Source organism: Streptomyces flavochromogenes, from assembly GCF_000717595.1.
In the GTDB taxonomy this organism is placed as follows: Bacteria; Actinomycetota; Actinomycetes; order Streptomycetales; family Streptomycetaceae; genus Streptomyces; species Streptomyces flavochromogenes.
The window spans coordinates 141,735-162,147 of sequence record NZ_JNZO01000024.1 but is presented as its reverse complement, the minus strand read 5'-3'; the positions used below and the strand labels follow the sequence as shown (position 1 = coordinate 162,147).

The following is a 20,413-nucleotide window of genomic DNA, read 5'->3' as shown; positions in this document are numbered from 1 at the left end:
CTGTCGTACGCCGAAGGGCGGCACCCCCCGCACTGGGGGTGCCGCCCTTCGGCGTACCGGTCGTTCAGTCGATCACTTGCGCATGACCTCGGGCTCGTGGCGGCGCAGCAGACGCGCCACGGCGACGCAGCAGACGGCGGCCATGAACAGCTGGATGCCGAGGTCGAGGCTCCACTGGGCGACCGTGTGCTCCCACAGCGGGTCGGTGTTCGCGGGGTTCTTCTGGTCCCACGGCGGCATCAGGTGTGCCAGGTCCAGGGTGGCGCCGGCGCCGGCGATCCCCCAGCGGGACGGCATGAGCCAGGCGAACTGCTCCAGGCCGGGCGAGTCGTACACCTGGAAGAGGATGCCGGTGAACACGACCTGGATGATCGCGAACATGACGAGCAGCGGCATGGTCTTCTCGGCGGTCTTCACCAGCGCGGAGATGACCAGGCCGACCATCATCGAGGTGAGGCCGAGCCCGATGACCTGGATGCACAGCTCGACGGCCGGGGGCATCAGCAGGCCCTCCGCGGGCAGCGCGCGCGTCGAGAAGCCGATGGCGCAGATGATCACGCCCTGGAGGGCCGTGATCACGCCGAGGACGATGACCTTGGACATCAGGTACGCGGAGCGGGACAGGCCGACGGCACGCTCCCGCTCGTAGATGACCCGCTCCTTGATCAGCTCACGGACCGAGTTGGCCGCGCCGCTGAAGCACATGCCGACCGCCAGGATCAGCATGATCGTGCCGGCGTCGCCGTTGAACCGGGACGGGGGCGTGGGCCTGCCGAGGCCGAAGTCGGCGGGGATGACCACGGACACCGCGCCGAGGACGGCCGGCAGGATCACCATCAGAGCCATGAAGCCCACGTCGGAGGCGATCACGGAGACGTAGCGCCGGATCAGGGTCCACAGCTGGGAGCCCCAGCCCTGCGGCTTCGGCGGCCTCGACATCGCCTGCTGCGGCATCTGGACGGGCTGCGCGGCGACGGCGTCGATGTCCGCGGCGTACAGCTGGTAGTGCTGCGAGCCCTTCCAGCGGCCCGCCCAGTCGTAGTCGCGGTAGTTCTCGAAGGCGGAGAAGACATCGGCCCAGGTGGAGTAGCCGAAGAAGTTCAGCGCCTCGTCCGGCGGGCCGAAGTACGCCACCGAGCCGCCGGGGGCCATGACGAGCAGCTTGTCGCAGAGGCCCAGCTCGGCCACCGAGTGGGTGACGACGAGGACCGTGCGGCCGTCGTCGGCGAGGCCGCGGAGCAGCTGCATGACGTCGCGGTCCATGCCCGGGTCGAGGCCGGAGGTCGGCTCGTCCAGGAAGATCAGCGACGGCTTGGTGAGGAGCTCCAGGGCGACCGACACGCGCTTGCGCTGACCACCGGAGAGGGAGGTGACCTTCTTCTCCTTGTGGATGTCGAGCTTGAGCTCGCGCAGCACCTCGCCGATGCGGGCCTCGCGCTCGGACTCGGCGGTGTCGCCGGGGAAGCGGAGCTTGGCGGCGTAGCGCAGAGCCTTCTGGACGGTCAGCTCCTTGTGCAGGATGTCGTCCTGCGGGACCAGACCGATGCGCTGGCGCAGCTCGGCGAACTGCTTGTAGAGGCTTCGGTTGTCGTAGAGGACGTCGCCCTCGTTGGCCGGGCGGTAGCCGGTCAGCGCCTTGAGCAGCGTGGACTTTCCGGAGCCGGACGGGCCGATGACACCGATCAGCGACTTCTCCGGGACGCCGAAGGAGACGTCCTTGAGGATCTGCTTGCCGCCGTCGACCGTGACCGTGAGGTGGCGGGCCGAGAAGGAGACGGAACCGGTGTCGACGAACTCCTCGAGCTGGCCGCCGACGAGCCGGAACGTCGAGTGACCGACGCCGACGATGTCCTGGGGGCCGAGGAGGGCGGAGCCGCCCTTGGTGATCGGCTGACCGTTGACGTACGTGCCGTTGTGCGAGCCGAGGTCGCGGATCTCGAAGCGTCCGTCGGGCGTCGCGTGGAACTCGGCGTGGTGCCGCGAGACCTGGAGGTCGGAGACGACCAGTTCGTTCTCGAGGGCACGGCCGATGCGCATGACGTGGCCGAGGGCCAGCTGGTGGAACGTGGTGGGGCTGCGGTCGGCGTAGGCCGCCGACGCCCCGGCGCCGGGCCCGCCGTGTCCCTGCTGGTGCGGGACCTGCTGCCGAGCGGCCTGCGGGTGCACGGGCGGCGGGCCCTGCTGCTGCCAGTTCTGCTGCGGGACCTGCTGCTGCCCCTGCTGCGGCGGGGCCTGGTGCGTGATCCACTCGGCCTGGGCGGCCTGCTCCGCGGCCTGGTGGGCGGGGGCCTGATGGGCCGGTGTCTGTGCTGCGGCCGGCTGCTGCCGGGCCTGCGCGGCCTGCTGATGGGCCGGGGCGCCGGCGGCGGCCAGATTCAGCCGCGGTCCGTCGGTGGCGTTGCCGAGGTGGACGGCAGAGCCGGGGCCGATCTCCACCTGGTGGATCCGCTGCCCCTGCAGGAACGTGCCGTTGGTCGAGCCGTGGTCCTCGATGACCCAACTCCGGCCGCCCCAGCTGATGGTGGCGTGGCGCCACGAGACCCTGGCGTCGTCGATGACCAGGTCACCCTGCGGGTCGCGGCCCAGGGTGTACGACCTGGACGGATCGAGCGTCCAGGTCCTTCCGTTCAATTCCAGTACGAGTTCTGGCACTCCATGCCCCACTACTTGTCCCCCGATGTACCCCCGTCGCGGGGAGTCCAGGGATGCGAATCATCCTGGGGAACTATTTCAGGCCCGGTCCCCTCTCCGAAAGTCGGGCCGCGTGAAGACCCGGCGCAGGCTGTCCGAGGACGCTCCCGGGATCAAGGGCGCGCCCACTCGGGTGTCCGCTGGGCGGGACGGGGGGTCGGGTGGCACGCGGTGCCCGATACGGTGGAAGCACCATGAGCGCATCGCAGACCTCAGACGTTCCCACCCTTCTCGTCAAGATCTTCGGGAAGGACCGTCCCGGGATCACCGCGGGACTCTTCGACACCCTCGCCGCCTACTCCGTCGACGTCGTGGACATCGAGCAGGTCGTCTCCCGCGGCCGCCTCGTCCTGTGCGCGCTCGTCACCGAGCCGACCGTCGCCTCGCAGGGCGAGCTCCGCGCGACCGTGCACAGCTGGGCCGAGTCGCTGAAACTCCAGGCCGAGATCATCTCGGGTACGGGCGACAACCGTCCCCGGGGTGAGGGTCGCTCGCACGTCACCGTGCTGGGCAACCCGCTGACGGCGGAGCAGACGGCGGCCATAGCGGCCAGGATCGCGGAGGCCGGCGGCAATATCGACCGTATCTTCCGGCTGGCGAAGTACCCGGTCACGGCCGTCGAGTTCGCCGTCTCGGGCTGTGAGACCGAGCCGCTGCGGACCTCCCTCGCCACCCAGGCCCACACCATCGGGGTCGATGTGGCCGTGGTCTCCGCCGGGCTGCACCGGCGGGCCCAGCGGCTCGTCGTCATGGACGTCGACTCGACGCTGATCCAGGACGAGGTGATCGAGCTCTTCGCGGCGCACGCCGGGTGCGAGGACAAGGTCGCCGAGGTGACGGCGGCGGCGATGCGCGGAGAGCTGGACTTCGAGCAGTCGCTGCACGCGCGCGTGGAGCTGCTCGCCGGGCTCGACGCCTCGGTGGTCGACAAGGTCCGCGCCGAGGTGCGGATGACACCCGGTGCCCGGACCCTGATCCGTACGCTCAAGCGCCTCGGCTACCAGGTGGGTGTCGTCTCGGGCGGGTTCACCCAGGTCACGGACGATCTGAAGGAGCGGCTCGGGCTCGACTTCGCCTCGGCCAACACCCTGGAGATCGTGGACGGCAAACTGACCGGACGGGTGACCGGCGAGATCGTGGACCGGGCGGGCAAGGCGCGGCTGCTGCGCCGGTTCGCGGCGGAGGCGGGTGTGCCGCTGGCGCAGACCGTGGCGATCGGCGACGGGGCGAACGACCTGGACATGCTGAACGCGGCCGGTCTCGGCGTGGCGTTCAACGCGAAGCCGGTGGTGCGCGAGGCCGCGCACACGGCGGTGAACGTGCCGTTCCTGGACACCGTGCTGTACCTGCTGGGGATCACGCGCGAAGAGGTCGAGGCCGCGGACGGCGGCGAGGAAGACCTGCTGCACTGACCCGCAGGTGAACCCGAACGTGGGAGGGCCCGGCCGTAGAGTGACGGCCGGGCCCTTTCCCGTACGGCTTCGGCTTGGGCCGGGGCATGCGGCTGAGGCGTACGCATTCCGCTGAGGCGTACGGGTGGGGCGTGCCGGTCAGGCGTGCGGAGTCCAGAAGTCGACGAGGCGTCCGGCGCCGTGTTCCAGGGACTTCCACGAGCCGTTGAAGGTGAGAACGGCGAAGGCGGAGGTCGGGAAGCCGCTGCGGTTCATCCGGGGCAGTGCGTCGCCCTCGGACTCGCCCGCGAGGGCGTCGGCGAGGGCGTGCATCCCGGGGTTGTGGCCGATGACCAGGAGGTCGGACACATCCTCCGAGGTCTCGTTGAGCAGGGCGATGAGCTCGCCGAGCGAGGCCTCGTAGAGCCGGTCCTCGTACACGGTCTTCGGGCGCTCGGGGAGGGCATGCACGGCCAGCTTCCAGGTCTCGCGGGTCCTGGTGGCGGTGGAGCAGAGGGCGAGGTCGAAGGCGATGCCGGTCTCGGCGAGCCGGCGGCCTGCGACGGGGGCGTCCGCGCGGCCTCGCTCGGCGAGGGGGCGCTCGTGGTCGGACTCCTGGTTCCAGTCCGCCTTCGCGTGTCGGAGCAGCACGATCCTGCGGGGTGTGTCGACGCTCATGGTCCTCAGCTTCGCACGAATCGGCTCGCGCCGACTCAGAGAGAGAGCGTTTGCTGGATCCGCTCCAGGAACCCTCCGGCCCCCGGGCCGCCGACCGCCGCAGGGGCCTCACCGGGCCCGGTCATCAGCATCAGAAGGGCGACGAACGCGACCGCCGGGAGGGCGAGGGCCCACCAGGGCAGCCGGGTGTCGACACCGGTCGCCTCGGGCCGGACGCGGGTGGACGTGTGGGCCGACATGACCGCCTCCGTGGGTGCGAGCTCCGATTTCCCTGGTGTCTCCAACCTAGGGATCGCGGGCCCTTCGGCCCATCCGGTGATCCACCCACTTCACCCTGAGTCCCGCCCCCTAGGGGATGCGGGGGTTACCCCCACCACGGGGTGTGGTGGGCGGGCGTCACGGGGAGGCGAACGAGGCGATGAAGCCGATGACGACCGTGATGCCGATCATCGCGCCGAACACGAGGAGCAGCTTCTTCTGGCCGTTCGGGGGATTGGGTTCGAGAACTGGCATGGCGACAGTCTCGCATCTCAGGATTCGTCCTCGACCGTCCGGTCCCTGCCCGCCAGGGTTCCGACGATCATCTGCGGCACCATGAGCCCGCCCATCAGGGCGATCGGCAGTCCCCAGCCGCCGCTGTGCTGGTAGAGCACGCCGACGAGGAGGGGGCCGGGGATGGAGATGAGGTAGCCGACGCTCTGGGCGAAGGCGGAGAGCCGGACGACTCCGGCGCCGGTGCGCGAGCGCATGCCGATCATCGTGAGGGCGAGCGGGAAGGAGCAGTTGGAGACGCCGAGGAGCAGCGCCCAGATCCAGGCTCCGGCGGCGGGGGCGAGGAAGAGGCCGGTGTAGCCGGCGAGGCCGCAGAGGCCGAGGGCGACGACGATCGGGCCCTGGTTCTTCATCCGGGTGGCGAGCCGGGGGATCACGAAGGCGAGCGGGACGCCCATGACCATGGTGACGGCGAGGAGCACGCCCGCGGTGGAGGCGGGGACGCCGGCGTCGCGGAAGATCTGCGGCATCCAGCCCATGGTGATGTAGGCGCCGGTGGCCTGGAGTCCGAAGTAGCAGCCGAGGGCCCAGGCGGTGCGGCTGCGGGTGATGCGCGGGGCGACGGTCTCCGTCGCGGTGGCGGTGGTCCTGGTCTTCGGGGCTGCGCGGTCCCGGTCGCGGACGAGCGGGATCCAGGGCAGCACGGCGAGTGCGGCGATGGCCGCCCAGACGCCGATGCCGAGGCGCCAGTCGCCGCCGAGGGCGGCGGTCATGGGGACGGTCGCGGCCGCGGCGACGGAGGTGCCCAGGGCGAGGGCCATGGAGTAGAGGCCGGTCATGCTGCCGATGCGGTCGGGGAAGTACCGCTTGACGATGACCGGCATCAGGACGTTGCTGACGGCGATGCCCATGAGGGCGAGGGCGCTGGCGGCGAGGAAGCCGACGGTGCCGCCGGCGAAGGGGCGCAGGATCAGGCCGGTGAAGATGGCGGCCATGCCCGCGCAGACGACGGCGGCGGGGCCGAAGCGGCGGGCGAGGCGCGGGGCCGTGATGCCGAAGACGGCGAAGCAGAGTGGGGGGACGGAGGTGAGGACGCCGGCGACGGTGCCGCTCATGTGGAGGTCCGCGCTGACCTCTTCGAGGAGTGCGCCGAGGCTGGTGATGGCAGGGCGCAGGTTCAGCGCGGCCAGGACGAGTCCGACGGTGACGAGGCCGAGGGTCCAGCGCTGCGCGCGCACCTTTGCGGGAGAATCGCCGGCGACGGCGGCTCCGGGCGGGGCCGTGGCGGCCGCCGGAGCGGTGATCGTGGCCGGTCGTGCGGCGGGGTCGAGGGTCTTCGGCTCGTCAGGCATGAGGCCATCATAGAATCATGGGATGATTGGTTGTCCAATCTCGAACGACTTGGGCGACTCGAACGAATGGGAAGGTGCTCCATGGCCCTCGGCCACCCCCGGCGCGCAGGCCTCTCCGATCAGGTGATCGCCGAGCTGCGGAACCAGATCACCTCCGGCGAGTGGCCGGTGGGTTCACGCATCCCGACCGAACCCGAGCTGGTCGAGCAGCTGGGAGTGGCCCGCAACACCGTGCGCGAGGCGGTACGGGCGCTCGCGCACAACGGGCTCCTCGACATCCGCCAGGGCTCCGGGACGTACGTCATCGCCACCAGCGAGCTGGCGGGCGTCATGCACCGCCGCTTCGCCGGCTCCGACCCCCGGCACGTCGCCGAGCTGCGCTCGACCCTGGAGTCCGCCGCGGCGCGGCTCGCGGCCGCCCGGCGCGGCGAGCGGGACCTGAAGCAGCTCGACGCCCTGCTCGTACGACGGGAGGAGGCATGGCAGTCCGGTGACGCGGAGCGGTTCGTGACCGCCGACGCGACCTTCCACCACGCGGTCGTCGCCGCCTCGGGCAACGAGGTGCTCACCGAGCTCTACGCGGACCTGGGCGACCTGCTGCGGGAGTGGCTGCGCGACGACGTCGGGCAGGTGCTGCGGCCGGAGAACTGGATGGACCACGCGCGCCTGGTGGACGCGATCCGGGACGGCGACGCCGAGCGGGCCGGCGCGGAAGCCGCCGGATACCCCTACATGTGCCTCAGGAGCCCCGCACCGGAGTCGGATCGGGAGCCTGGTCGGCCGGCTGGTGAGTGATCCAGGCGGACCGGACCTCCTTCCAGCAGCGGCCGGTGATCGTGCCGTAATCGGCGGGCCCGACCTCCACGGGGGCACTGTCGGAGTCGACGTCCCACCAGCGCTCGCACTCGACATGGAGCCGGATCCGGTCGGTGCGGGGGTACGGGTTCTGGCAGTGGGCGGTGACGGTCGAGCCCTGGACGACGGTGCGGCAGGAGGCGCCGAAGTTCTCCGGTTCCTCCGCCGCCGGGGCGGTGACGGGGAGTTCCTCGGCCGGGGCGGGCGCGGCCCGTACCTCGGCGGCGACGGCGATCCCGGTGAGCAGTACGGCGACGGAGACGAACGCGCCGAGCCCGTGACGTATCGCGCGCATGCCCGCACCTCCTCCCCGTCAGCAGCAGAAGCATCACGCTCTGCCCCAGTCTGGGGTGATTCGCGCGACTTTTCGAGTCGGGCAGGAGTTGCGGAACGGCAAGGGCCGTGTGCCCGCCCCCTCCGGGGCGGGCACACGGCCCTGACGCTCTGACGAGCGGCGGTTATGCGCCGATGGCGTGCAGGCCGCCGTCCACGTGGATGATCTCGCCCGTGGTCTTCGGGAACCAGTCCGAGAGCAGCGCGACGATGCCGCGGCCGGCCGGCTCCGGGTCCGAGAGCTCCCACTCCAGCGGAGAACGGCTGTCCCACACGGACGCCAGCTCGCCGAAGCCCGGGATCGACTTCGCGGCCATCGAACCGAGCGGGCCCGCCGAGATCAGGTTGCAGCGGATGTTCTGCTTGCCCAGGTCACGCGCCATGTAGCGGCTGGTGGCCTCCAGGGCGGCCTTGGCCGGGCCCATCCAGTCGTACTGCGGCCAGGCGAACTTCGCGTCGAAGGTGAGGCCGACGACCGAACCGCCCTCGCTCATCAGCGGCAGCAGCGCCATCGTCAGCGACTTCAGGGAGAAGGCGGAGACGTGCATGGCGGTGGCCACGGACTCGAACGGGGTGTTGAGGAAGTTGCCGCCGAGCGCGTCCTGCGGCGCGAAGCCGATGGAGTGGACGATGCCGTCGAGACGGTCGCCCAGGTGCTCACGGACCTGGCCCTCCAGGCGGGCGAGGTGCTCGTCGTTCGAGACGTCGAGCTCCAGGACCTTGACCTTGTCGGGGTGGGGCAGCTTCTTGGCGATGCGCTCGGTCAGCGTCGGACGCGGCCAGGCGGTGAGGATGATCTCCGCACCCTGCTCCTGGGCCAGCTTCGCGGCGTGGAAGGCGATGGAGGACTCCATCAGCACACCGGTGATGAGGATGCGCTTGCCCTCGAGAATTCCGCTCATGGTCAGTGACCCATGCCCAATCCGCCGTCAACCGGGATGACGGCTCCAGTGATGTACGAGGCGTCGTCGGAGGCGAGGAACTTCACCGCGGCGGCGATCTCCTCCGGCTGGGCGTAGCGGCCCAGCGGCACCTGGGACACGATGCCCGCGCGCTGCTCGTCGGTGAGCACCGCGGTCATGTCGGTGTCGACGAAACCAGGGGCGACGACATTGAAGGTGATGTTGCGGGAGCCCAGCTCGCGCGCGAGAGAACGGGCGAAGCCCACCAGGCCGGCCTTGGAGGCGGCGTAGTTGGCCTGGCCCGCGGAGCCCAGCAGGCCGACGACCGAGGAGATCAGGACGACGCGGCCCTTCTTGGCGCGCAGCATTCCGCGGTTGGAGCGCTTGACGACCCGGAAGGTGCCGGTGAGGTTGGTGTCGACGACGGAGGTGAAGTCCTCCTCGGACATGCGCATGAGGAGCTGGTCCTTCGTCACGCCGGCGTTGGCCACGAGGACCTCCACCGGACCGTGCTTCTCCTCGATCTCCTTGTACGCCTGCTCCACCTGCTCGCCGTCGGTGATGTCGCACTTGACGGCCAGGCAGCCGAGTTCGGTGAGGGCCGCCGGCGGCTCGCCGGAGCGGTACGTGATCGCGACCTTGTCGCCGGACTCGGCGAACGCGCGGGCGATGGCGAGGCCGATGCCCCGGTTTCCTCCGGTGACGAGAACCGAGCGGCTCAACGGATCACCCTTTCGATAGCGGTCTGGTAGCCGAAAACCTATCGGTATCGCCCCCGACATGAGGAATCGACCTCCGACAGTGGCGCTCGGGTGTCACTGTCGGGTCCCTACAGCTCGGAAGCGTGCGGAGCCGGCCCGGAGCGGTACCGGACCGGGCCGCGGGCCCGTCCCCGACGGGGCTCTCCGTGGGGCTAGGAGGCCCGGAGATCCGCCTGGGAGAGTTCGACGCACAGCTCGTCGAGTGTCCGGTCGTACAGCACGGACCGGTGCGAGAGCACGTTCCGGGTGGTGACCAGGAGCCGCAGCAGACCGGCGTCGCGCGGCGGCAGCGCGAGCGCCCCGCTGACATGGGCGCGGAGCAGCTCACCCACCTGGAGCTCCAGGAACGCGCGTTCCGGATCCCCCGCCAGATAGGCGGGAGGACGGTCCGCGTAGTCGGCGACGAGGGTGGCCGCCGGGCGGTTGAGATGCCCGAGCGCCCGGACGGCGAGGCGTTGCCGGGCCTCCTCTATCCACGGCGCCAGGACCCGCTGCTGCGCCTGGGAGACGAGCGCGGTCAGCCGGGCCCGTACGTCACCGTCGGGCGACGGCACCGGTCCGTCCGCCGGGGCCGCCGGGTGCCAGACACCGACGTGGGCGCGGAGCCTGCCTTCCCAGGAGACGACGGCGCCGACCGCCCACGCCTGGCGGAGCTCGGCGCCCGGCCTCAGCAGGGCGCCGATCCGCCGCAGTGGCGGGCAGTCGGACGGGGCGGGGCCGGGCGTCGTCGCGAGACAACGGCCGAGAGCGGTGCCGAGGGTGTGCTGCGCGCCGTCCCACTCCAGGGCGAGCAGCCGCGCGAGCTCCAGGTCGGGGCCGCAGATCTCGACCACGGTCTCGGACCGCACCGCGCGGCGGATCCGCTCGGCGAGCGGATCGCGGTCGCGGCCGGAGGTGTCCGGGCCGTGGTCGAGGATCGGCGCGACGGCGGTGGCGGTGTCGAGCCTGCCGAGGGCGCCCCACCACCAGTGCACGGCGGTGTCGCCGAGGCCGCGGCGGAGCTCGTCCGGGAGCGGTTCCGGCAGGTCGCGGAGGCGGGCGACGACCAGGAGGCGAGGGCGCTCGCCCGGCGGGAGTCCGGCGTCCTTGACCGCGGCGGCGAGCAGGCGGAACAGCCGCTCGACGGCTCCGCCACGCGCGCGCGTGCCCGCTCCGGCTCCTCCCCCTGCGCCCTGCCCCGTACCGCTGTCGTGGTCGTCCGGTTCGGTCCAGCCCCGGACGCCGACGACCGGGCGGCGGTCTCGGCCCGGGGCGACCAGGGTCGCGACGGCCGAGTCGGCGTCGACGCCGAGTTCACCGGCGAGGCGGGCGAGGAGGCCGTACGGGTCGCGCCGGGGGCCCGCGGGTTCCGTGCGGGGTGCCGGTACGAGGGGCGGGCGGCCCTCCAGCGACCAGCCGAGGTCGAGGTCGAAGCCGTCGTCGGGCAGGTCGAGGTACGGCAGCTCGTCGCCGTCCGTCCACCGGTCGTCGCCCTTCTCCGCCTCGCGCTCCGGTTCCGGCTCGCGCGCGCGGGGGAACGCCGGGGCCGGTACGTCGACGCGTACCGGACTGCCGAACAGCGCACCCCGGTACAGCTCGTCCGCCAGCCCCGACTCCACCATGGCGTCGGTGACCAGCCAGAGGCAGTTGCGCCCGGCGGCGAGGTCGGAGGCGACCCCGCGCAGCTGGGCCCGTACGCCCGGCAGGTCGCCGGGAGGCACCGGCCGGACGCCCGTGCGCGGCTCCGTACGCGTCACCTCACTTCTCCCCTGCGGCCGCCCGGGACCGCACCGCGCGGTACGTGACCGGTTCGACCGCGAAGCCCTCGGGCGTCTCGTCGAGGACGCCGAGCCGGCCCAGGTGCTGCAGCCAGGCGTCGGTGTCCGCGTCGGAGAGCTCGACGGCCGCCCCGACGTCGTCGCGCGGCACGCCCTGGCCCTCCCCCACGTAGCCCGTCCAGGCCGCGAGGAGGTCCAGGTCGCGTGCGTCGAGTCCGGAGAGGCGCAGGTGCTCCTCGATGTTGCGGGGGCCGGCGATGAGGGCGCGGATCCGCTCGACGGCGTTGTCCAGGGTCGCGCCGTGCACGGAGACGTCCGTGACGGCGGCCTCCATCCAGCGGGGCCAGCCGCCGGTCGCGGCGACCAGCCGGTCGCGGTCCTCGCGGGAGACGAAGGGGCATTCCGACCAGGCGCGCAGGGCGTCCGCGGTCCACCGCTCGGGCCGCAGCCATCGCACGGACAGCTCCTCGTGCCCGTCGTCGGCGGCGAGTTCGGCGAGCGCGGCCGGGCCGGCGACGACCACGACGGAGCGGTTCTCGTTGCCGCCGCTGCGCCGCTCGGTCTGCCGGACGAGGCGGTCGGCGGCGGGTCCGGCGTGGACGAGGAGGGAGCGTACGGTCTCGCGGAGTTCGTCGACGGCGGCGCCGCGCAGGTCGGCGATGATCACATGGGCCTTGCGGCGACGGCTCTTGAGGAGGGCCGCGAGATCGTCCCCGTGGGCGTACGGGACGACGTCGACGCCGCGGTTCTCGGCGAACGCGGTGACCGCGCGCCGGACCAGTTCGGGCCGGTGGAGCGCCGTGGCGCCGATGAGGCTGACGCCGGACTGGGCGGTCTCGTGGAGCTGCTCCTCGGTCAGCGGGCTGTAGGTCTGGACGTGGCGGGCGTCGCGGCCGAGGATGCGCCGGGCGGCGTGCGGGTTGTAGTCGTACGGCAGGCCGAACTCGGTCTCGCGGAGTTCGAGTTCGAGCTCCTCGCGGGTGCCGAGCATGTTGACGACGTTGGGGCTGCGGACGGCGAAGCGGGAGCGGTCGCCGAGCTGGATGAGCAGGCCGAGGCCGACCATCTCGGTGAGGAAGATCTGCGCCTGCTTGGCGCTGAGCATCTCGAATCCCTCGGGCCAGGCCTCCCGGGCCTCCTGGAGCAGCTCGCTCGCGGAGTAGTCGCCGCGGTAGTTGTCCTTGAGGCTGCACAGGGCGATGACGAGGGCGAGGACCCGGTAGCGGTCCTCCAGGTTGATGGTGAAGCGGAGCCGTTCGGCGATCTGGCGGCGCACGGTCTCCGAGGCGGCGACCTTCTGGACGTCGTCCTCGGTGATCCGGACCGGGTTCCCCGACCAGGAGTAGGGGCGGTCGTGGAGGACGCGGACGAGTTCGCGGCAGAAGATCTGCACCAGGTTGGCCTGGTAGTTGGTGATGGCGAGGATCCGCCAGACCAGCTCGGGGCGTTCGAAGAAGTAGCCGAGCGCGGCCATGGGTTCGGTGACGAGCCGGACGGCCGCCTGGGTGCCGAGCGGGCCGACCAGGACGTCGGGACCACCGTGCACGGTGGAGACGTTGGAGAGGTGTCCGAAGCGCTGGACCTGGTGCAGACCCGCGAAGACGATCTTGAAGCGGCGTTCGGTCTGCTCCATCAGCCGCTGGAAGTGCATGACGTTGGGGAACGTCGACTCGCTGCCGACGCGGTAGGCGCGCCGCGAGTCGGTGTTGAGGAAGGCGTCGGCCTCGTCGGCGAGGACCAGGATCCGGCGGGTGTCGTCCTCGTCGAGCCAGGACTGGATGTTGCGGACGACGACGTCGGGATTGGCCTGCTCCGACATCTTGTTGCCGAAGACGCCCTTGCGCTTGAGGTCCTCGACCAGCCTGCTCCAGATCCGGTCGGGGGCCTCGGCGTGGCCGATCTCCGCCTTCAGGAGGTCGAGGTAGACGGCGACATGGGCGTCGGCGCGGCTCGGGAAGATCTCCGCGACCCGGCGCAGCAGCGCGGACTTGCCGAGCTGGCGGCCTCCGTAGAGGAACATGCCGCCCTCGCGGCCCATCACCTCGCGCATCTCCTCGTCACGGCCGTAGAACACCTCGGGCGGGACGAGGCCGGCGACGAAGGGCGTGTACGGGTTGTACGCGGCCCACGGCAGGGTCACGCGCTGGAGCGAGCGGAAGGAGCCGGGGGCGCGTGCCGCCATCCAGCCCATCACCGCGGAGTCGACGACCAGTGCCTGCTGGGCGAAGGAGCGGGCGGACTCGGCGAGTCCGCGCCGTCCCTCCATGCCGAGCGGATGCAGGTAGAGCACGATGTTGGCGCCGACGTCGGCGTCCTCCAGGTGGGCCAGCGGGCCGTCGGCCGGCTGCTCCTCCCAGATGAGCAGGACGGTGTACGAGGAGGCCCGGGAGCCGAGCGCGGCGACGTAGCCGGCGCGTTCGGCGACGCGGGCGCGCACCTTGAAGCGGCGCATGCCCTGGCCGAGGGCGACCCGCTCGGCGGTGACCTGGTGGGTGGAGAGTTCGAGGCCGAGCAGCCGCAGCACCCGGGGGATGTGCTGCTGCCATTCACCGCGCCTGCCCTGCGAGGTGCAGAGGGCCGCCCAGGACTCCAGGCCGTTGCCGGCCGCCGGGGTGAGCGAGGCGTCCGGGTCCCCGTAGTGCTTCGCCCACCAGTCGGCGTCGATGCCCTCGCCGCCGCCCTTCGGCGCGTCGGGCGCGGTGACACCGGTGAGGAAGGCGGCGAGCTCCGAGCCGTCGTCGGCGGGGCGCTCCGGCAGTGGTTTGTGACTCGTCGCGAGGGCCAGGAACTCCTGGGCCGTCACCGTGTCCCCCTCGTCGATGAGGCGGGCGATGCGGTCGTGGTCGGCGGCGGAGAGCGGCCGGTCGGGGCGGGAGCGCAGCTGGGCGAGGTTCTCGCGGAGCTGCCGGGTGTAGGTCTCGACGAGGGTGACGAGCTCCGCCTCCAGGGTGCGGAGCGCGTCGACGGCGAAGCGGTAGCGGCCCGCCTCCTCGCCGTCGGCGAACTCCTGGAGCCGGCCCACGAACTCCCGCTCCTCGTCGGCGGCGAGCTGGTTGAGGGTCCGCATCTGGGCGAGCAGTCCGGCCGCCGCGCGGTGGTGCTCGGCGACCGCGCGCCGCCAGTCCTCGTGGCCCTGGGCGAGCCGCCGGGCCGCCGTCTCACCCCACTCGGGGTCGGTGCACCCGTACTCCTCCGGCTCGTTCTCGACCGCGGCGATCAGCGCCTTGGCGAGGTGCAGATCACCGTCGTCGAGGTAGCGGGCGAGCGCGTACTCGGCGTCGGCGGGGGTCAGAAGGGCGGCGATCCGGCGGGCCGCCCTGGGGTCGGCGAGGTCCGGGTCGCCCAGCGCGTCCCTGGGCAGGTCGGGCAGGCGGAGGAGGGCGCCGGCGGGCGGGACGGGTCCGCCGTTCTCGCGGAGCCGGTCGGCGGCCGCGTCGGCGGAGCGCACCTGCTCGCCGGTCAGCCAGGCGCGCAGCAGCCCGAGGGCCGCGCCTCCGGTACCGGACGGGGCGGGTTCCTCGGCCAGGTGCCGCAGGACGGAGGCCAGCTCGGGGATGCCGCGCTCGCTCACCCCCTGGTGCGGCCGGGCGGCGGCGTGGGCGGCCTCGGCGCGCATGAGGAGCTCGCCGACGGACCGGCAGGCGGTGTGCAGCTGCCGGAGCGCCCCGGCGGTGATCGGTTCCTTGGCCTGCTTCGACGTACGGAACAGGGCGTCCGTGTCCTCGATGAGCCGGTCGATGTCCTCCGCCCGCCACAACTCCTCGCCCAGGGCGCGGAAGCCGGGCGTGCCGGTGTACTGCGCGGGGCTCTGGGCGGACCACTCGACGACCTCGTTCAGAGCCTGCCGCACCGGGCCCGAGGGGCCGACGAGGTACTGGAGCACCTGCGACGCCCGCTGGTACTTCATCTTGCGGCGCGGCAGGTCGTCGAGCAGCTGCCGGGCGGTCAGACCGATCTCCTCGCGGGTGGCGGCCTCCAGGCCTTCGGCGCTGCCCTGGAGCATGCCGGGCTCGAAGGCACGGCCGTCCCGGACGGCGGCGACGAGCACGGTGAGCAGCTGCTGCCAGGGGCCGGTGAGCCCGGACGGCATCACGAAACCGCTGATCAGGCCGTGCGGCCAGCGAGCGGTGAGCCCGGTGCGCAGGGCTGCCGCGAGGGCCACGAGATGCGCCTCACGGTCCTGCGCGGCGAGCGCGGGGTCGAGCTCGTGGGCCATCTGCACGGGGGTGGCCTCGCTGTCCGAGACGCAGCCGAACGCGGCGGCGGCGAAGGCGAGCGTCCGCGCCCGGACGTCGCTCTCCCGGGAGGCCACGGTCATCCAGTACGCCTCGGCGAGCCGCCCGTCCCGCAGCAGCCGTCCGACGGGCGGCTCGCTGCCGGTGTCCCAGGGCGCGTACGGGTCCCAGTCGGGCGCGGCCACCCCCGGGGGCCAGGGCTCGTCCTCGACGGGGGCCTGCGGCTGGGACGGTCGGGCCTGCGCGGGGGCCTGAGGCGAGGACGAGGCCGGTACGGGGGTGGGCTCGGCGACAGGAACGGGGGCGGGCTCGGCGGGCGTGGGAACGGCGACGGGCGTGGGAACCGTGTCCCGCTCGGTGGCGGGCGCGGGCTCCTGGATCGGGGCGGGCGCCGTCTGCTGGGCGGGCACGGCGGCCGGGGCGGGCGCCGTCTGCTCGGCGGGCACGGAGGCCTGCGCCGGGGAGGAGGCCCGCGCGGGCGCGGGCGGCTGGGTGGGCGGGGCGGCCTGGACCGGTGCCGTCGGGTGCGCGGTCGACGGGGCCGGGGTGAGCAGCGGAGTCGGCGGCGGGGGCTCGACCGCCCGGCGCACCGCCTCGATCGCGGAGGCGCCCGCCCGGACCCGGCCACCGCCGGTCATCGCGGTCGCGTCCCCGGTGCCGTGCTCGGTCCGTCCGACCGGGGCCTCCTCCACCGGGCCGGTGCCCTGGCCGCCGGGCGCGGCGGGCTCCTCGGGGCCGGCGGCGGGCTCCTCCCCCGCCGGGGCGCCGAGGTCGCGCAGCTGCGCCTCGATGCGTTCCAGGTGACGGCGGAGGTCGGCGGCCTCCTCCTCGTCGTCGGCCCACTCCAGGAGTTCGGTGTAGCGGACCGCCTTGCGGCGCAGAGCGTCGGCCTGTTCGGCGCGGGCCTCCCGCAGACGGGTCAACCCGGCCCCGGCGTCGGAGTATCCGAGGTCCGGCCCCCAGTCGACTCCCTCGGCGGCGAGCGCTTCGGCGAGCCGCTCGCGGTCCCCGGTCCAGGCGGCGATCGCGTCGCCGGGTGCGTCCGCGGGCAGCGGCCCTGCCTCGACGGCGTCCGCGGCGGCGCGCAGGACGGCGGCCAGCCGTTCGCCGTCCTGCCTCAGCCGGGCGAGCGACGCGGAAAGGTCGACCAGGGGTTCGGGGCCGGGAACGGGCACGGAAGCGGCATCCTCACGGTCGGGTGTCGTCGTCGGAAGGACGGAGTCGGACAGGGCGCCACTCCGGGGGAGGTCATCAGGGGCCCACGGGCCGTCCGGGGCCTCCGCGGGGGCCTCCGTGACCGCGGAACCGGCCTCGGGGTCCTCCGGTGCGGCCGCCGCCTCCAGGGCCTCGAAGCGCGCGCCGATCTCGTGCGCGCCGGGCGGCGGGCTGCTGTCCGCGGCGGCCTGTAACGCCGCCCCGTGCTCCCGGGCCAGAGGTCCCACCGGCAGCCGGCTCGTGCCGGGCAGGAGCATCCCGTAGAGGGCGCAGCGGGCGAGCGGCGGGTCGAGCACCCTGAGCATGGCGAGGAGTTCGTCGAGGGTGGGTTCCGCGAGGGCGCGGTGCGAGAACCCGTACTCCGTGTGGAGCGCCTTCACCGCCCAGACGAGCCCGCAGGAGGCGATGCTCGTCAGCTGGCCCTGCTGGGCCTTGGCGAGGCGCACCCGTACCGCGTGCAGTTCCCGCCGTGAGGGGGGTGCGGGCCGCGGCGGCCGGTCCGACGTGTGGGCGTGTCGGTCGCCCCGTAAGCACCGATGCCAGGTCAGCAGGGATCTGAGTGCCTCCTCGTCCAGCGACGACAGCCAGGACCGGACTCCGTTCACCCACCCGTGCATGGCGTCGATCATCTCATCCCATCAACACGGGAGCTATGCCAATGCCCTATTCCGATTCCCCAATACGGGGTGAACGACGGCCTGTTGGGGCAGGCGCGGCGACGGTCGCACCACAATGCGCCGACTCGGCGGGCCGTCCCGTGATTGACTTCCGTGGCAGATCAACGACAGCTCCACCACTGCTCCACCACAGCCTTCCGATCACCGAGAGCGAGGCCGCTCGTGGTCCACCAGATCGACCCTTCGTTCGTCGCGCTGCCCCTGCGGGCGCTCGCCGACGCGGCGCTCGCCCGAGCGCGCGCGCTCGGTGCCGAGCACGCGGACTTCCGCCTGGAGCGGGTGCGCAGCGCCTCGTGGCGGCTGCGCGACGCCAAACCGTCCGGTTCCTCGGACACCACGGACCTCGGCTACGCGGTGCGGGTGGTGCACGGCGGGGCCTGGGGCTTCGCGTCCGGGGTCGACCTGACCATGGACGGGGCCGCGAAGGTCGCCTCGCAGGCGGTCGCCATGGCGAAGCTGTCCGCCAAGGTGATCGCGGCGGCCGGCTCCGACGAGCGGGTCGAGCTCGCGGCGGAGCCGGTCCACGAGGAGCGCACCTGGGTCTCCTCGTACGAGATCGACCCGTTCTCCATCCCCGGCGAGGAGAAGAGCGCACTGCTCGCCGACTGGAGTTCCCGGCTGCTGGGGGCGGAGGGCGTGGCGCACGTGGACGCCTCGCTGCTCACCGTCCACGAGAACAAGTTCTACGCGGACACCGCCGGCACCGTGACCACCCAGCAGCGGGTCCGCCTGCACCCGCAGCTCACGGCGGTCGCCGTCGACGGGACGACCGGCGAGTTCGACTCGATGCGGACGATCGCGCCGCCGGTCGGACGGGGCTGGGAGTACCTGACGGGCACCGGCTGGGACTGGGACAAGGAGCTGGACGAGATTCCGGCCCTGCTCGCCGAGAAGATGCGGGCGCCGAGCGTCGAGGCGGGCCGGTACGACCTGGTCGTCGACCCGTCGAACCTCTGGCTGACGATCCACGAGTCGATCGGGCACGCCACCGAGCTGGACCGGGCGCTGGGCTACGAGGCGGCGTACGCGGGCACCTCGTTCGCGACCTTCGACCAGCTGGGCAAGCTGGCGTACGGCTCCTCGATCATGAACGTGACGGGAGACCGGACCGCCGAGCACGGTCTCGCGACCGTGGGCTTCGACGACGAGGGCGTCGAGGCGCAGAGCTGGGACCTGGTCAAGGACGGCACCCTCGTCGGCTACCAGCTGGACCGGCGGATCGCGAAGCTGACCGGCCTCGGCCGGTCGAACGGCTGCGCCTTCGCCGACTCCCCCGCGCACGTGCCGGTGCAGCGGATGGCGAACGTCTCGCTCCAGCCGGACCCGGGCGGTCTGTCGACCGAGGACCTGATCGGGGGTGTGGAGCGCGGCATCTACGTGGTCGGCGACCGGTCCTGGTCGATCGACATGCAGCGCTACAACTTCCAGTTCACCGGGCAGCGCTTCTTCCGCATCGAGAACGGGCGGCTCGCCGGTCAGCTGCGGGACGTGGCCTACCAGGCGACGACCACCGACTTCTGGGGCTCGATGGAGCAGGTCGGAGGCCCGCAGACGTACGTGCTCGGTGGCGCCTTCAACTGCGGCAAGGCCCAGCCGGGCCAGGTCGCCGCGGTCTCCCACGGCTGCCCCTCCGCCCTCTTCCGGGGCGTCAACATTCTGAACACGACGCAGGAGGCCGGGCGATGAGCCGCGTCAGCAAGCCGTACGAGATCGTCGAGCGGGCCCTGGAGCTGTCCCGTGCCGACGGATGTGTCGTCATCGCCGACGAGGAGTCCTCGGCCAATCTGCGCTGGGCAGGCAACGCGCTCACCACCAACGGTGTCACCCGCGGCCGAACGCTCACCGTGATCGCGACCGTGGACGGCGCGCAGGGCACCGCGTCCGGTGTCGTGTCCCGGTCCGCCGTGACCGTCGACGACCTGGAGCCCCTGGTGCGGGCCGCCGAGGCCGCCGCGCGTGCCGCCGGGCCCGCCGAGGACGCCCAGCCGCTGGTGACGGACGTCTCCGCGTCGCCCGACTTCACGGACGCGCCCGCGGAGACCTCCTCCGCCGTGTTCGCCGACTTCGCGCCGGCGCTCGGGGAGGCCTTCGCCCGCGCCCGGGCCGGCGGCCGCGAGCTCTACGGCTTCGCCAACCACGAGCTGACCTCCACCTATCTGGGGACGTCCACGGGCCTGCGGCTCCGCCACGACCAGCCCAACGGCACCCTGGAGCTGAACGCCAAGTCCCCCGACCGCTCACGCTCCGCCTGGGCCGGCCGCTCGACGCGGGACTTCAAGGACGTCGACCCGGCCGCGCTCGACGCCGAGCTCGCGACCCGCCTCGGCTGGGCGGAGCGCCGGATCGAGCTGCCCGCCGGGCGGTACGAGACGCTGCTGCCGCCGACGGCCGTGGCCGACCTGCTGATCTACCAGCTGTGGTCCTCCACTGCCCGGGACGCGGTCGAGGGCCGTACGGTCTTCTCCAAGCCCGGTGGCGGCACCCGGCTCGGCGAGACCCTGTCCCCGCTGCCGCTGACGCTGCGCAGCGACCCGAACGAACCGGGTCTGGAGTCCGCGCCGTTCGTCATCGCGCACTCCTCGGGCGACGACTCCTCCGTCTTCGACAACGGCCTGCCGATCGCCCCGACGGACTGGGTGCGCGACGGGAAGCTGGAGCGTCTGATCACCACCCGGCACACGGCGGAACTCACTCGCCTGCCGGTGGCTCCCGGAGCGGGGAACCTGATCCTGGACGGCGGCGGCGAGCGCTCCCTGGAGGAGATGGTCGCCTCGACGGAGCGCGGTCTGCTCCTCACCTGCCTCTGGTACATCCGCGAGGTCGACCCGGCGACGCTGCTGCTCACCGGACTGACCCGGGACGGCGTCTACCTCGTCGAGAACGGCGAGGTGGTCGGCGAGGTGAACAACTTCCGGTTCAACGAGTCGCCGGTGGACCTGCTGTCGCGGGCCTCCGAGGCGGGCCGGACGGAGAAGACGCTGCCGCGCGAGTGGAGCGACTGGTTCACCCGGGCCGCGATGCCCGCCCTGCGGATCCCCGACTTCAACATGAGCTCGGTCAGCAAGGGGGTCTGA

The 20,413-nt window shown here is 72.5% G+C and carries 14 protein-coding genes; 4 read left to right on the top strand and 10 right to left on the bottom strand.

The genetic code is table 11. The features are described 5' to 3' along the window. Positions 1 to 72: 72 nt before the first annotated feature. Positions 73 to 2,664, bottom strand: a complete 2,592-nt coding sequence (locus IF00_RS0128005) for an ABC transporter ATP-binding protein/permease (RefSeq protein ID WP_030322749.1) — start codon at positions 2,662 to 2,664, stop codon at positions 73 to 75. A 221-nt stretch (positions 2,665 to 2,885) separates the two neighbouring features. Here IF00_RS0128005 and serB point away from each other — a divergent pair, with 221 nt between their 5' ends. Then, complete coding sequence (serB, locus tag IF00_RS0128000) at positions 2,886 to 4,103, top strand: phosphoserine phosphatase SerB (RefSeq protein ID WP_030322747.1); 1,218 nt, start codon at positions 2,886 to 2,888, stop codon at positions 4,101 to 4,103. A 138-nt stretch (positions 4,104 to 4,241) separates the two neighbouring features. Here the strand turns inward: serB and IF00_RS0127995 are convergent, their stop codons facing one another. From IF00_RS0127995 to IF00_RS0127980, 4 genes are all read right to left on the bottom strand, one after another. After that, a complete protein-coding gene (locus tag IF00_RS0127995) occupies positions 4,242 to 4,760 on the bottom strand; it encodes a SixA phosphatase family protein (RefSeq protein WP_030322745.1) in 519 nt (172 codons plus the stop codon). 35 nt (positions 4,761 to 4,795) lie between these two features. After that, complete coding sequence (locus IF00_RS0127990) at positions 4,796 to 4,999, bottom strand: hypothetical protein (protein ID WP_030322744.1); 204 nt, start codon at positions 4,997 to 4,999, stop codon at positions 4,796 to 4,798. Between the two features lie 157 nt (positions 5,000 to 5,156). Next, positions 5,157 to 5,273 (bottom strand): SGM_5486 family transporter-associated protein, encoded by a 117-nt coding sequence (locus IF00_RS47700; RefSeq protein ID WP_280922628.1) that lies wholly within the window; start codon positions 5,271 to 5,273, stop codon positions 5,157 to 5,159. 17 nt (positions 5,274 to 5,290) lie between these two features. Further along, positions 5,291 to 6,604, bottom strand: a complete 1,314-nt coding sequence (locus IF00_RS0127980) for a CynX/NimT family MFS transporter (protein WP_030322743.1) — start codon at positions 6,602 to 6,604, stop codon at positions 5,291 to 5,293. An 81-nt stretch (positions 6,605 to 6,685) separates the two neighbouring features. Here IF00_RS0127980 and IF00_RS0127975 point away from each other — a divergent pair, with 81 nt between their 5' ends. Further along, positions 6,686 to 7,399 carry a FadR/GntR family transcriptional regulator gene (locus IF00_RS0127975; RefSeq protein ID WP_030322742.1) on the top strand — a complete coding sequence of 238 codons (714 nt, stop codon included), beginning with the start codon at positions 6,686 to 6,688 and terminating at the stop codon, positions 7,397 to 7,399. Here the strand turns inward: IF00_RS0127975 and IF00_RS0127970 are convergent. The 5 genes from IF00_RS0127970 to IF00_RS47695 all read right to left on the bottom strand — a co-directional run bounded on the left by IF00_RS0127970 (position 7,344) and on the right by IF00_RS47695 (position 17,279). Beyond that, entirely contained in the window at positions 7,344 to 7,754 is a 411-nt protein-coding gene (locus IF00_RS0127970) for a hypothetical protein (protein ID WP_030322737.1), read from the bottom strand. The genes IF00_RS0127975 and IF00_RS0127970 overlap by 56 nt on opposite strands. A gap of 163 nt (positions 7,755 to 7,917) precedes the next feature. Then, positions 7,918 to 8,694 (bottom strand): enoyl-ACP reductase FabI, encoded by a 777-nt coding sequence (gene fabI, locus IF00_RS0127965; RefSeq protein WP_030322735.1) that lies wholly within the window; start codon positions 8,692 to 8,694, stop codon positions 7,918 to 7,920. Positions 8,695 to 8,696: 2 nt separating this feature from the next. Then, on the bottom strand, positions 8,697 to 9,416 hold the full coding sequence (gene fabG / locus IF00_RS0127960) for a 3-oxoacyl-[acyl-carrier-protein] reductase (protein WP_030322734.1): 720 nt from the start codon (positions 9,414 to 9,416) through the stop codon (positions 8,697 to 8,699). Between the two features lie 191 nt (positions 9,417 to 9,607). Beyond that, positions 9,608 to 11,191 (bottom strand): hypothetical protein, encoded by a 1,584-nt coding sequence (locus IF00_RS0127955; protein WP_030322732.1) that lies wholly within the window; start codon positions 11,189 to 11,191, stop codon positions 9,608 to 9,610. A 1-nt stretch (position 11,192) separates the two neighbouring features. Further along, complete coding sequence (locus IF00_RS47695) at positions 11,193 to 17,279, bottom strand: hypothetical protein (RefSeq protein WP_158710527.1); 6,087 nt, start codon at positions 17,277 to 17,279, stop codon at positions 11,193 to 11,195. Positions 17,280 to 17,501: 222 nt separating this feature from the next. On the opposite strand from IF00_RS47695, the gene IF00_RS0127940 reads away from it, so the two are divergent. Together IF00_RS0127940 and IF00_RS0127935 are read left to right on the top strand one after the other, a co-directional pair. Further along, positions 17,502 to 19,025: a TldD/PmbA family protein gene (locus IF00_RS0127940; protein WP_030322729.1), complete on the top strand. Its 1,524-nt coding sequence runs from the start codon at positions 17,502 to 17,504 to the stop codon at positions 19,023 to 19,025. After that, positions 19,022 to 20,413: a metallopeptidase TldD-related protein gene (locus IF00_RS0127935; RefSeq protein ID WP_030322727.1), complete on the top strand. Its 1,392-nt coding sequence runs from the start codon at positions 19,022 to 19,024 to the stop codon at positions 20,411 to 20,413. Before IF00_RS0127940 ends, IF00_RS0127935 begins: the two co-directional genes overlap by 4 nt.